This window comes from Dyadobacter subterraneus (assembly GCF_015221875.1).
Lineage (GTDB): Bacteria > Bacteroidota > Bacteroidia > Cytophagales > Spirosomataceae > Dyadobacter > Dyadobacter subterraneus.
In genome coordinates this window covers 190796-203890 of record NZ_JACYGY010000002.1, presented here as the reverse complement: position 1 = coordinate 203890, position 13095 = coordinate 190796, and the positions used below count along the sequence as shown (strand labels likewise).

The following is a 13095-nucleotide window of genomic DNA, read 5'->3' as shown; positions in this document are numbered from 1 at the left end:
GATGCCCCATCCTAAGATATGACGCCTTTTCAGGGCTATTTGTTACCGGATTTGTATCCGGGGCCCTTTACGAATTTTCCGGGAGTGGCGCCGGTGTGTTCACCGTTTTTCAAAACCGCAACACCATTTACAAAAACATCAGAAATGCCGGTGGCAAATTGTTGTGGTTTGTCGTAGGTTGCTAAATCTTTCACCTTTTGCGGATCAAAAATTATCACATCCGCGAAATAACCCGCTTTAAGTTCACCACGTTTTTTGAGCTTTAAATTTGTAGCCGGGAGCTTTGCCAGTTTATAAATGGCTTTTTCCAAAGGCAATAATTTCTCATCCCTGGAATACTGGCCGATCACCCGAATGAAATTCCCATAAGCTCTTGGATGTGGCTGCGATTTAAGAAAAACTCCTTCCGGCGTATAACTTCCTTCGTCAGATCCGAAACTTACCCACGGTAAAGCAACTTGTTTTTTGACGTTTTCCTCGTTCATAAGAAAATACGCAGCACCAATTCTTGTACTATCCTGAACGATCAGATCCATAGCCGTTTCCTGGGGTGATTTTCCTTTTATTTTAGCCACTTCTGCCAAAGTTTTCCCGGTATATTTCTTTAACGAATCTTGTTTGAAACCAAGCAATAATACCTTTTCAGCCGATCCTGCGCCGTAATAAAGATTTTCCCAATCAGAAGGATTCGTTTTCATTGCTTTCGCCATTTTGGCTCTGATGGCCGGATCCTGCAAACGCAGCCATAATTTTCCAAAACCGCCATCCTGCAAAGAAGGAGGAAATGAGGCGGTAAGTCCGGTAGCGCCGGCAAGGTACGTGTACATGTCAGCGGTAATGTGCAAACCTTCGGCTCTTGCTTTTTCAATGCGTTTGATCACGCCGTCCATTTTCTTCCGGTTATCTTTTCCTGCTGCCTTGAGGTGATATATTTCTGCCGGGATGTTGGCTTCTTTGGAAATTGTAATTAATTCTTCGACAGCCTCATCCAGTTTATTTCCCTCGCTACGCATATGGGAAATGTACATGCCGCCATGTTTCGATGCCTCTTTGCATAACGCAATCAATTCCTGCGTATCAGCGAAAAAATCAGGAGGATAAATTAAAGAAGAACCCACACCCATGGCACCTTCTTCCATGGCCGATTTTACTAATAACTGCATGCTGTCAAGTTCAGCGGCTGTGGCTTTGCGGTTATCTTCTCCAACAACATAAGTCCGCACTGTACCAGCACCAATAAACGAAGCCACATTACAGCTTATCCCTTTCTTTTCCAGAAAATTGAGATATTCACCCAGCGTATTCCAGTTGATTTTGTATTTAATATCGCTTTGTCCTTTTTGCAGTTCAGATTTCATTTTCGGGTTTAGCGGCCCCATACTGGTGCCTTCTCCCATTACTTCCAAGGTTACTCCTTGTCTGATATCACTCTGACTGCGACCATCCTGAATCAAAGATTCCGTTGCCCAACTCAGCATATTAATAAAACCTGGCGCAATCGCTTTTCCTTTCGCGTCTATTTCATTTTTAGCGGATTCATTTTTTAGATCGCCAATGAAAGCGATGGTATCTGCATTAATTCCGATATCCGCGGTGAATGGTTTTTCTCCATTTCCATCGTAGATTATTCCGTTACGGATGATAGTTTCATATTTGTTTTTTGACGAACAAGAAAACAGACAGGCGCAAAATAGGAGTGAAAGTAGCAGATGTTTCATGAAGCTGAGGTTTAGGAGTCAGGTCAGTTTTTATCTAATTTAACCCAAATAACTCAACGGAAATCAATCTGTTGAAAAAGATTGGATTCAAACAAAAAAATCCCTCCAAACTTCTATGTTTGAAGGGATTTTGTACGTTTAGAACTGGCTCAGCCTTTCACCTTCGTCGTTCCATAAGGTCCGCGTTGTGGTCTTGATAATGTTGCACTGGCTTCTTTGTCACCAATAAAATCTTCTTTTTTAGGATCCCATTTCAGTTTTCTGCCAAGTTTCATAGCCGTATGAGCCAGAAGACAGGCAGTGCAGGAGCGTTGAGCAATTTCAGCGTGACTTATCGTTTGTTTGCCGCTCTGAATACTTTCGATCCAGTTTTGGTGCTGCTCCGGACTTTCATATAAATGAATTTCATTTTGTCCGATTACCGATCCAAGAATTTTTGGGTCACTTGCATAGAATGCTTTGTTTTCTTTTGCTGATTGTGCTGCGCCAGGATCAGAGGCTGTTACGCCTACATTACCACGAGAAACAAAAATCCAACCTTCTGTTCCTTCAAATTTTACACCGTTGGGGTTAGTCCCGCCAATTTCCATTTCTACGCCGTTTGCATATTTTGAGTTAACTAAAAAGTCGCCGTGAACATCCCACAATCCTGAACCGGGAGCCGGAAATGTTGCCTTTCCTTCGATCTCAATTGGTCCGGTTAACTCGGTATCCATTCCCCAATGGGCAATATCAATATGATGTGATCCCCAGCCTGTGATCATTCCGGCACCAAATTGTTCCAGACGTAACCATCCCGGACGTTCATTTAGCATATCAGTTTGGGAATGAACCCGGTCCAGGGTGTAATAAATGTCCGGAGTTGAGCCCAGCCACATATCATAATTCAAATTCGAAGGAACCGGCATTTTTGCAGGATTTCCGCCCGAAGGATCACCAGGAAGTCCAACATATACCTTTTTCAATTTCCCGATTCTTCCGTTACGCACCAGTTCGCAAGTTCTTTTAAATTGAGGCCACGGGCTTATCGATCTTTGCTGACTTCCCAACTGAAAAATGACTTTTTTCTTTATAACCATATCAGCCATTTGTCGACCTTCTCTAATGGTCAGGGAAGTAGGCTTTTGCATGTAAATATGTTTTCCGGCTACGGCTGCTTCCATGGCTGGTTGTGCATGCCAGTGATCCGGCGTACTGATAATAACTGCGTCTATATCCTTTCTTGCCAGGATTTCTTGATAATCATCGTAGGTTTTTACGTCCAGATATTTCTCTTTTCCGGTTCGTTCAGCATATTTTTTTTCAATCCAGATTTTTCCTTGTGCCAAACGGTTTTTGTCAAGATCCGCTACCGCAATTACGTGTGCAGCTTCATTTTTTATAACTTCTGGCAAATCGTGCGAAGAGCCTATCCGGCCGAATCCGATTTGTCCGATATTGATTTTATTGCTTGGTGCATTTTTACCAAAAACGCTGGCTGGAACAATCGTTGGGAACATTGACGCGGCGATGATACCCGCGGTACCCGTTCCGGCCGTTTTCAGAAATGATCTTCTGCTTTGATTTTTTTCTTCTGAGTTATGCATTGGATTCAGGATTGATGGTGATTGGATCGGGTTATGGAGTTAGCCAAATCTCAGTGCCATAGGGCGATGCCCCATGTTGAGGTATGTCGGCCTTTCAGGCCTATTTGGTTTGGACTTCGTCCGATGGGGTTTTTGCGTATGCTTTGCTGTAATTACGTGGTCTTTGTGAGCCGATTGCCCATTCAATTCCTCCTAAAACGTGTTTACGTAAATCGTCTTTTAGGTAATCGTCTTTTTCGTGTCCGATGGAAGTGTAAAAAGCGCGGCCTCCGTCATATTCATGCCACCAGACAGATGGAAATACATTTCCGAAAGTGTCAAGCGCTTTTCCGGCAGGTTTCTGAATGGTTGTATGATCGTTCACGGCAAGCACATTCAGGTTTACGCTCATTTCTTTGAGAAAGTAAAACTCATCCTTTTCTCGGTTCCATTTTTGAGGCAAATGTGAAAGTGAAGGATTTTTAGCATCAAGAATATTGACAGTAAAACTTTGTCCGGGTTCATGCCAGAAAAAAGTGCCGCCAAGCAAATTCTTAAACCATCTCCAACTGCGCTCAGTACCACAAGCCGAATGCAAACCCACAAAATTTCCGCCTGCCTGTATGTAACGCATCAAGGCAACGCGCTGTGCATCGGTATCAAAAACGTCATTATTTGTATTTGAAAAAACCAGCGCATCATATTGTTTCAGATTTTCATCTGTGAATTTTGAAGGATCATCACTTGCATCAACTGTAAAACCATACTGTTTCCCAAGTGCCTGAATCGCTTCGACGGAATTGGCTATGTTGTCATGAATATAACCCTTACCATTTTTGGTGTAAACAAGGATTTTAACTTTGTTCCACTTGATTTTTTGTGCCTGTGCCGGTATGCTGCAAAATGCCATTGACAGCACCAGTATCAAACAGGTTAATTTTTCAAAAACTGTTCTTTTCATTATTGAGATTGACTTTATTGAGGAATAGGAATATTTTTCAAAATCCGATAGAATTTCCACCATCAACCGGAAGCGAAACGCCGGTAATAAATTTTGCCGCATTTGACGCCAGAAATACTGCTGCCCAGCCAATGTCTTCCGGTTTTCCCCAGGTTCCCATTGGTGTGCGGTCCATGGCCTTATCTCTACGCGAAGAATCTCCGTTCATGGCCGTCAGCATCATGGGTGTTTCTATAAATCCGGGTGCAACGGCATTAATTCTGACATTATACGGCGAAAATTCTGTGGTTAAGGCTTTTACCATACCGCCAACGGCTGATTTGGATGCTGTGTACGCCACAACTCTGTCAATTCCATAAATGGCGGCCATGGATGTGATCATGATAATTGAGCCTGATTTTCTTTCTATCATCCGTTTTCCACATTCACGCGTCATGGAAAAAACGGCGTGCAGGTTTGTTTGTATGACTTTATCAAAATCCGCATCCGTTACTTCCACAGCAAACTTTTTCATATTGATTCCGGCATTATTAACCAGGATATCTATCGGTCCGCATTGAGCTTCAATCGCTTCAACAAGCGCCGGAATTGTTTCCAATTGTGTAATGTCATTGACGAAATAAGTTGCTTTTGACCCTAATTTTTCCACTGTTTCCTGCAAAACGGCTTCACGGCGGCCAGTCAGTACAACTTTTGCTCCGGCTTGAACCATACATTGTGCAATGTAAAATCCGATACCGCTACCGCCTCCGGTAATGAGGGCTAATTTGCCTTCCAATGAAAAAATAGTGGATTGTGAGATTTCCTCATTAAAATTTGATTCGGGCATTTTTATCAAAAAGTTGAATGATGGTAATTTTTTAAAAGCCTAAATCTGTGCGGTCTGCAAATATTTAGACTTAACTGATATTGGTATAATTTTTATATCAAAGATCAGGTCAGCGATCTTGAAATTCCCATTTCCAGTCCTCTTAATTCTGCCAGCGCCTTCAATCGGCCAATTGCTGAATAACCTGGGTAGGTTTTTTTATGTAAATCATCAAGCATTTGAAAACCGTGGTCTGGCCGCATTGGTAATGCGAAATCAGAATATCCGGCAGAATTGCGTTTTTTCTCTTCTTTGAGTAATGCTTTTACAACTTCATACATATCCACATCGCCTTTCAAATGCGGTGCTTCATGAAAGTTTCTGGTTCCCTCCTCGCGTTTGGTAGTTCGCAAATGGACAAAATGGATTCGATCACCGAAGCGTTCGATCATGCCCGGAAGATCATTATCTTCCCTAACACCCAGGGAGCCGGTGCAGAAAGTGATTCCATTTGCTCTTACATCACAAGCTTGCATCAACTGCTCAAAATCCGATTCTGTGCTGACTACACGCGGGAGGCCTAAAAGTGATCTTGGCGGATCGTCCGGGTGAATGCAAAGATTTACGCCCAGTTCCTGCGCCAAAGGTGCTACCTGGGAAATAAAATAATACAGATTTTTTCTTAACTGGCTATCATCAATATCAGCATATTGATCAATTAAACTTTGAAAAACGTTGAGATTAAATGCTTCTTCTGAACCTGGTAAGCCTAGTAAAACGGTATTGGTCAAAACTGAAAGCTGATAGGAGGACAAGCTATGGAATTTGCTTTCAGCCGCAATCCTGGTTTCCGGTTCATAATCCTGTTCTGCACCAGGTCTTTTCAAAATAAATAAATCAAAAATTGCAAAATCCACCCATACGAATCGAAGTGTTTTTGAACCTTCGGGCATTTCATAATCAAGTGACGTACGCGACCAGTCCAGCACCGGCATAAAATTGTAACAGACCGTTTTAATACCTGAAGCGGAAAGGTTTTTTAACGATTCTTTATAATTTTCAATATACAAATCACGCGATGGAAGACCTTTTTTAATATCCTCATGTACCGGAAGACTTTCAACAACCATCCATTTTAATGTGGAGTACTGTTTGTTTTTCTCTTCAATTAATTTTTTGCGGTTTTCAATTTCCGACAAAGTCCAGATATCTCCGACAGGAATCTGGTGCAATGCACTCACTACGCCACTGCATCCGGCCTGACGAATATCCATTAAAGAAACAGGGTCATTAGGACCGAACCAGCGCATGGTATGTATCATGGAAGATCAAAACAAGAATTTTAACAATTTTTAAAGGTATAAATATCTGAATATTAATTTGCATTGCAACCGATTGCATAATTTTTTATTACAAACCATACTTTTGTTATTATCTTTCAGGTTCACACGTATTACCTCTGCTATGGACAAGGAAGTTACCATTTATGATATAGCTAAAATACTCGAAATTTCTCCGGCCACAGTTAGCAGGGCATTGAATGATCATCCGGCGATCAACAGCAAAACCAAGTTATTAATTGGTCAAAAGGCGAGTGAATTGGGTTATCGTTCCAACACTTTTGCGAGCAATTTGCGAAGACGTAGTACCAATACATTAGGTGTGATCGTACCCCGATTGAACAGTCATTTTATGTCTGCTGTTCTGGCCGGAATGGAGGAGGAGGCAAACGATTCGGGATATAATCTTTTGATAAGCCAGTCTTTGGAATCTGTAAAAAAAGAGATTGCCAATGCCAAAACGATGTTTAACAGTCGTGTGGATGGCTTATTAGCTTCCGTTGCTTATGATACTGATACTTTTGAGCATTTTGAAAATTTCATAAAAAAGGGTGTTCCGATCTTATTTTTCGACCGGATTATTGACCATCCAGCATGCAGTGGGGTTGTAATTGATAATGAACTTGCAGGATTTGATGCGACTTCCCATTTGATAAATCAGGGCTGCAAAAGGATTATGCACGTCACCGGAAACCTTAAAAGAAATGTCTATTCCGGACGATTAAAAGGTTACCAAAACGCGCTTGTTCAGAACGGTTTGCCTTTGCAGGATGATTTGGTAATGGTAACGGATTTGAGCCAGGAAGCTGGGAAATTGGTAGCTCAAAAAATTGATGAAATGGAATCGAAGCCGGATGGAATCTTTATTTCCAATGATATTTGCGCGGTAAGCTGTATGAAATCTTTGAAGGAAAAAGGATATGTAATTCCGGATGATATAGCAGTTGTAGGATTTAATAACGATCCCGTTTCACAAGTCATAGAACCTAATTTAACAACGGTTTATTATCCCGGACAGCAAATGGGCGAAGTTGCTATAAGAAGTTTGGTAAATCACTTAAAAGGAATTCAGCATATTGATACATCCAAAACAATTGTTTTGCAGTCAGAATTATTTGTCAGGAGTTCGTCATTGAAAAATGGTTGATTTGAGCAATGAGATGAGCCTAAGTATTTCTCATGCTTATCTTTATGAATTGTTTGATTAAACTATAACTATATGGAATAAGCGTTTAAGGTTTCCGATTTAAAAATGTATTTTTGATAAAATGAAAATCTTATGGAAGCAGTAGCCGAAAAACTTCACAGTCTGGAAGAGTACTTTAAGTTTTGCGAAACGCATGAAGGGCGTTTCGAATACGTAAACGGAGAAATCACAGAGATGTCGGGAGAATCGGTTACAGCGAATCAGATCGCTGGAAATATACATTTTTATATACGCGGATTACTGCAAGACCAAGCTTATATTTTTGTTCAAAATGCAGTTAAATTACAAGTGGAGGAAGGTAAAATTTTCCGTATCCCGGATTTTTTTATTTTTAAGGAGGCAGGCAATAAAATAAAGTATGCAACTGAACCACTTTTAATTGTTGAGGTAATTTCTGAAAGTACTGAAAAGACAGATCGCATCACAAAACTTAATGAATACAGATCAATAAATTCATTAGAGTATTACATTATCGTTGAACAAAATAACTGTTTTGTGGAAATGTATACGCGTGAAGGCGAACGTTGGTATGTTGAGTTTTATGAAAAAATGGATGACATTATTAAACTCACTCATTTTAACATAGAACTACCGCTAAGCAAGATTTACAACAAAGTTTCTTTTGAAAAAGAAGTCTGATTACTATTTTGGCTGATAAGTTTTCACAAAAACCTGTAAAGTCGTCCCTGTGCCATTCTCATCTTTCACAGGTTTATTAAAAGCAAACATTTTCCCATCATGCGCCCAGACAATATTTGTCGGAGCCGGTTTTGATGATTTTGTTAAAGTTTGATATCGATCTTTAAATGGAGCATTTCCTGTTCGACATAACATAACACTACCATTCCAGACGTAACTTACATGTTTCCCATCCGGATGCCAGCGCAAATTACCTGAGACGTCCGATTCATGTTCCGTTAATTGTTGAGGTTTTCCACCGGTTGGAGGTAACAGAAATATTTGTGTTATACCTTTTTCATCTTTTGCTAAAAAAGCGAGAGAATTTCCATCCGGTGACGACCGGACCACACCGGAACAACCCGGATATTTTGAATCAGCAGTGAAAGTCAGTCTTCTTTGAACCGTACCTTTTGGCGGCATTGGGAAATCGGTTTTGGTACCTTCCAACGGACCATATTCTCCCGGTTTTGTGATATCATCCGGAATATCAACTACAAACACTTCCGGTACTGATTTGCCGTTTTTATCAATAACAGTACCAAGAAATGCTCTGGCAATCTGCGTTTTTCCATCGGAACGACGATAACCATTTGTGCCAACCCAGCTATCACTGACTGCATGACTGATTTCATCAGAACCCGGTTTGGGTTCAGGCACTACGCGAACCACCAGTGCGCTGAACCATTCGCCGGAGACATTTTCTGCATTTTTGTCAACCTTGACAGCCTTTATTTTTTTTGAAACACCAATCGTTCTGAGATTTCTTTTAGAGCCGGTAACATCTTCCAATGCTTTTAAAATGGCGTCGTTATAAGTAAAACCTATCCACTGGCCATCTCCGCTCCATTCATGGCGATGGGTGCCGCCCCGCAAAGCACCGGGAGTATATGGAAATGTTACGTCCCGGGCATCCATATAAATGGGTACGTTCGGTTTTGCATTTTCGATAATGACACCCGTACGGCGCCATTGCTGATATGGGTTTTCCTTGGTACTATTTTCCAATCCATGAATAAAAACAACCGAGTTTTCCTTTGGACTATAACTTACCGCACCAGCGCCAGGTCCCCAGATTCCGTTATTTTCTACTTTGAAAAGCACTTTTATTTCACCCGTTTTTACGTTCACTTTTTCAATCCGTGCAGATTCAGGAATTCCGCCATCATCTGTGCGGGTATCATACACAAGCCATTCGCCGTCAGGAGAAAAATTATCGTTATTATCCAGATCGTGATTGTAAGTCAGATCATGTGTAATCTGTTTTTCTTCTGTTTCTTGGCCGGATGACATGGATAATAATATTAACGTGAGAAATGCGGATGAAAGTAAGGTGCTCATAAAATTCGGTTATTTTACTGGTGCGCTGATCACGCCCAAATATCTTCCCATCCAGTAAGGCAACAGCCAGATATCACCGGCGCTTTCTTCGGAAGTACCGCCTACGCCGCCACGATCCAGGTCAAAAGTATTACTGTTGTGGCGTTTTACCGGCTTTTCATCAGGAGGTAAAAGTTCTTTGGTTGTCTGTTTGCGGAAATTAGGTTCCAATAATTCAATATCTTTTCTATGACTATTTTTGATAGACCAGTTGATCAAGTCCAACGGATATTCCTGCAAATACCAGACTGCTTCCTTCAAATCAAATTCATCAGTGCCGGTAAGTGCGGTGAAAATATTCCATGCGCCATCTTTTTCCGGACGCTCTACTTGCCAGTGGTCCAGAATTTGCTTTTTGTAAGCAGTTTTTAAAGTGTCATTGAAAGGATAACGATACAATCCCCAATACCCGATAAAATACATTTCATCATCCGAGTGGTTCCAGCCATCCGACATATGTTTGGCATGTTCATCAGCATCATCAGGCGCCTTTCCGATTTCACTCATTGGCCGCATCATGTTTTCGTAGTAACCATATTTATTCATCAGTTCAAACGCCTTTGTCTTATACTTTTCCTTTTTGGTAAAATGATAAGCCGTTTGCAGCATCGATACAATGTTGGAAGAATTCAATTTTCTGTCGCCAACGTTGGTAGGAAATGCGTTGACATATTTAGGATTCCATTTCCCCCACATCGTCGGTTTTCCATCAAAATCGATCAGATACATATCGTTTTTGACAATGTGAGACATAACAGTATCCAAAAGCATAATTGCCTTTTTCTTCATAGGCTCGTCGTCGATCAGTTCTGCGATGGCGCCAAATGCAAAAACGTGGCCGATAATTTCATCACTACTTGTTGTTGATTTCCAGTTCCATTCCTTTTCAGGAGATTGCTGCCAGCGCTCAGAATCAGAAAGACTTTCGATATGTCCGCTGCGTTCAAAAGACCGCGCAGGGAAACCCGGAACAGGATTTACCGTATAAAGTCTCTCAATGGCGTCCAGCGATTCCCGACAGTTTTGTAATGCCACAGAATCTTTTGTAGCAGCATATCGGAAAATTTCTCCGCCCAGATACATGGTTGTCCAAAGCCCGTCATTATCGGAATCTGACATATATCCGGTTGACAAATTTCCTTTTTCCATACCGTCCAACGCAGCGTTAAATCCGTTACGAATATGTCTCTGGCGAACTTGTTCTTCAAAATAAATAGCCTTATCCGCAAGAGTCATTTCCTTAAACGCTATTTGCCCCAAGCCCTTTGTTGTTAATACTAAAACTGAATTTTCAGGACCTTCGGAAATGTGGATTACTTTGTTTCCCGGCAACCATCGTTCACCATAGTAATAATCAAACTTGCCGTCAGAGCGAAGTGCAAATGCTCCCTGATCAGATCCGAACCAGATTTTTCCGTTCACTTCCTGTACAAAAGTGATATTCGTTACCGGAAGTTTTTTATTGATTGTTCCAATCTGTTTTTTGGTTGCAGGATCAAATTCGATAAAACCATCCGTAGTACCAATGATTAATTTTTGATTATTACTTACTACATCAAATGAAGTGAAATTCGCACCGTCAAAAGCCTTTGTCAACACATTGCCCGAAGACAAAGCGTATAAAGTTTTCTTTCCAAGAATCCAGAAGTCGCCGGTATTTTGCTGATAACGTATCGAAATTGCTTCGTCATCCGGTAAAGAACCACTGTAAAGATTTTTTGAATCCTTGATCAGCTGCAACGATTTTCCATCGGAAACAAGAAAAGTGAAATCTTTCCCGCCAGCAAAAAGTTTGGCGCCAGGTAATGTATGTTTTGAAAATAACGTTCCTGCCCATGCATTGCTGAAAACCACAGAATCGCTCAGATAAACAAGCTGTTTGTCATAAACACCAGTTGCTGAAATTTTCTTGGATTTCATAAAACGATAGGAATTATCGGGTTCTATCGAGCCGTGATACAACAATTTTCCGTTGTATGGATGTTGTAATCCTTCTTTTGCCAGAATCTGAATGACGCCGTTTCTGTCTGAATAAGCAGCAAGTAAATTTAATTTTGTCGTATCAGAATAATATTTAATGCTATAATCCTGAACAAAAGGTTTGTCTTCGTGAACAGGCTGCTTTGTGGTTGTTTTGCTGCATGAATAAAAAATTACTGCGGCAAAAAACACTAGGAATGATAAATAAAAGGGCTTACGCATAGGTTAAAATAAGAGATTTAATAATTAGTGTCTTACGTTTAGTTGACCATTTTTTTCAAGTCAACCACAACATATTTAATTGATTTTTTATCTTTTTCAGGATGATAGGAATAGGTCATATGAAGTAAGCCATCGGCAGTTTGAATCAGCGAAGGGTAGGAGTAACCGCCCTTTTTGGATAAATCATTTTCAATAAAAGTTTTCCATTTCCAGTTTTTTCCTTCATCGTCCGAGATTTTGAGACTTAATTGATAACGTCCGTCATCAATATCATTTCCAAGAAATGCCCATTTCCCGTCGTTTAAAACAAGCAATTCAACGCTGGCTGTATTTGGAATATCCGTTTTAACCGTCGCTTTCCAACTTTCACCTTTATCCGAAGATTCGCTGAAATGAACGCGGGTTGGTTCGTCACCGCTGTCGCGCATCAGAGCAACCAGATTGCCGTTTTTCTTTTTTGCCAAAGCGGGTTGAATCGGACCGCGGCCAACAACCGGTAAACCCGGATGCCAGCTTTCACCGTCATCATCAGAAATCGCCATCATCGAAAAATTAAAACCATCAGAATAAAGCGGTAAAACAATTCTGCCGTTTTCCAGAATGAGCGGTTTGATTCGAGTCATCCAGCCAATGCTTCTTTTCGGTACTTTTTTACTGGCTTCGATAATCATGTCATCATATTTTGGCGCATAACCAGCCCAGCCAATAGTACTTTCCGGGAGCTCTTTAAATTTCGCCGCGACTTCTTCTTCAAATTTTTTATCCGGTTTCAAAAAAATATTGTCCTGCCAGTTCCAGATTGGCGCACCGCTTTTGTTATAATCGCTTGATGTTTTAAACCGGATTATCGATTGTTCCCAAAGGTTCGCCTGAACAGCAATCCAGGTAAGGAAAAGTTTTCCTTTGCTGTTCAAAAATAAAACAGGATTACAATCCGGTATCAATGGTGTATCAGCCATCAGGAATGGTTCACTCCAAATCTTTTCTCCTTTTTTGAGTCGGGAGCCCATAATTTTCACATCATCCGCACTTCTTTCACCACTTCCCTGAAACCAGGCAACCAGAAAATCTCCGTTGGGTAAACTGACAATACTGCTTCCGTGCACGTGTTTTGGCTGCTGCGGAAAAATTAAACTTTGCTGCACAACCGGTGAAGATTGTGCGTGAATTGTTTGTACTGACAGGAAAAAAAGAAAAAAATATAACGGAACTTTCATTATTGATTTAAACAAATTA

At 40.9% G+C, this 13095-nt stretch carries 10 protein-coding genes; 2 read left to right on the top strand and 8 right to left on the bottom strand.

Going from position 1 to position 13095, the window contains the following annotated elements; all coding sequences use genetic code 11:
- Nucleotides 1-35: 35 nt before the first annotated feature.
- From IEE83_RS26155 to uxuA, 5 genes are all read right to left on the bottom strand, one after another.
- On the bottom strand, nucleotides 36-1718 hold the full coding sequence (locus tag IEE83_RS26155) for an N-acyl-D-amino-acid deacylase family protein (protein ID WP_194123708.1): 1683 nt from the start codon (nucleotides 1716-1718) through the stop codon (nucleotides 36-38).
- 149 nt (nucleotides 1719-1867) lie between these two features.
- Complete coding sequence (locus IEE83_RS26150; RefSeq protein WP_194123707.1) at nucleotides 1868-3304, bottom strand: Gfo/Idh/MocA family protein; 1437 nt, start codon at nucleotides 3302-3304, stop codon at nucleotides 1868-1870.
- A gap of 100 nt (nucleotides 3305-3404) precedes the next feature.
- Nucleotides 3405-4244: a ThuA domain-containing protein gene (locus IEE83_RS26145; protein WP_194123706.1), complete on the bottom strand. Its 840-nt coding sequence runs from the start codon at nucleotides 4242-4244 to the stop codon at nucleotides 3405-3407.
- Between the two features lie 37 nt (nucleotides 4245-4281).
- Nucleotides 4282-5073, bottom strand: a complete 792-nt coding sequence (locus IEE83_RS26140; protein WP_194123705.1) for an SDR family NAD(P)-dependent oxidoreductase — start codon at nucleotides 5071-5073, stop codon at nucleotides 4282-4284.
- Between the two features lie 104 nt (nucleotides 5074-5177).
- Complete coding sequence (gene uxuA, locus IEE83_RS26135) at nucleotides 5178-6374, bottom strand: mannonate dehydratase (RefSeq protein ID WP_194123704.1); 1197 nt, start codon at nucleotides 6372-6374, stop codon at nucleotides 5178-5180.
- Between the two features lie 142 nt (nucleotides 6375-6516).
- On the opposite strand from uxuA, the gene IEE83_RS26130 reads away from it, so the two are divergent.
- Nucleotides 6517-7539: a LacI family DNA-binding transcriptional regulator gene (locus IEE83_RS26130; protein ID WP_194123703.1), complete on the top strand. Its 1023-nt coding sequence runs from the start codon at nucleotides 6517-6519 to the stop codon at nucleotides 7537-7539.
- Between the two features lie 132 nt (nucleotides 7540-7671).
- Nucleotides 7672-8238 carry a Uma2 family endonuclease gene (locus tag IEE83_RS26125; protein WP_194123702.1) on the top strand — a complete coding sequence of 189 codons (567 nt, stop codon included), beginning with the start codon at nucleotides 7672-7674 and terminating at the stop codon, nucleotides 8236-8238.
- A 3-nt stretch (nucleotides 8239-8241) separates the two neighbouring features.
- Here IEE83_RS26125 and IEE83_RS26120 read toward each other — a convergent pair whose 3' ends face one another.
- The 3 genes from IEE83_RS26120 to IEE83_RS26110 are packed head-to-tail and all read right to left on the bottom strand — an operon-like array spanning nucleotide 8242 to nucleotide 13076.
- Nucleotides 8242-9570, bottom strand: coding sequence for a DUF3748 domain-containing protein (locus tag IEE83_RS26120; RefSeq protein WP_228102082.1), 1329 nt, complete (start codon nucleotides 9568-9570; stop codon nucleotides 8242-8244).
- Nucleotides 9571-9627: 57 nt separating this feature from the next.
- Nucleotides 9628-11859: a hypothetical protein gene (locus IEE83_RS26115; protein ID WP_194123700.1), complete on the bottom strand. Its 2232-nt coding sequence runs from the start codon at nucleotides 11857-11859 to the stop codon at nucleotides 9628-9630.
- Nucleotides 11860-11897: 38 nt separating this feature from the next.
- Nucleotides 11898-13076, bottom strand: coding sequence for a sialidase family protein (locus IEE83_RS26110; RefSeq protein ID WP_194123699.1), 1179 nt, complete (start codon nucleotides 13074-13076; stop codon nucleotides 11898-11900).
- Between the last annotated feature and the right edge of the window lie 19 nt (nucleotides 13077-13095).

What these genes read in the sequence shown, in the direction of transcription:
- IEE83_RS26140 (WP_194123705.1), bottom strand. Translation starts at nt 5,073, where the DNA reads ATGCCCGAATCAAATTTTAATGAGGAAATCTCACAATCCACTATTTTT.
- IEE83_RS26145 (WP_194123706.1), bottom strand. Translation starts at nt 4,244, where the DNA reads ATGAAAAGAACAGTTTTTGAAAAATTAACCTGTTTGATACTGGTGCTG.
- IEE83_RS26125 (WP_194123702.1), top strand. Translation starts at nt 7,672, where the DNA reads ATGGAAGCAGTAGCCGAAAAACTTCACAGTCTGGAAGAGTACTTTAAG.
- IEE83_RS26110 (WP_194123699.1), bottom strand. Translation starts at nt 13,076, where the DNA reads ATGAAAGTTCCGTTATATTTTTTTCTTTTTTTCCTGTCAGTACAAACA.
- IEE83_RS26155 (WP_194123708.1), bottom strand. Translation starts at nt 1,718, where the DNA reads ATGAAACATCTGCTACTTTCACTCCTATTTTGCGCCTGTCTGTTTTCT.
- uxuA (WP_194123704.1), bottom strand. Translation starts at nt 6,374, where the DNA reads ATGATACATACCATGCGCTGGTTCGGTCCTAATGACCCTGTTTCTTTA.
- IEE83_RS26130 (WP_194123703.1), top strand. Translation starts at nt 6,517, where the DNA reads ATGGACAAGGAAGTTACCATTTATGATATAGCTAAAATACTCGAAATT.
- IEE83_RS26150 (WP_194123707.1), bottom strand. Translation starts at nt 3,304, where the DNA reads ATGCATAACTCAGAAGAAAAAAATCAAAGCAGAAGATCATTTCTGAAA.
- IEE83_RS26115 (WP_194123700.1), bottom strand. Translation starts at nt 11,859, where the DNA reads ATGCGTAAGCCCTTTTATTTATCATTCCTAGTGTTTTTTGCCGCAGTA.
- IEE83_RS26120 (WP_228102082.1), bottom strand. Translation starts at nt 9,570, where the DNA reads ATGTCATCCGGCCAAGAAACAGAAGAAAAACAGATTACACATGATCTG.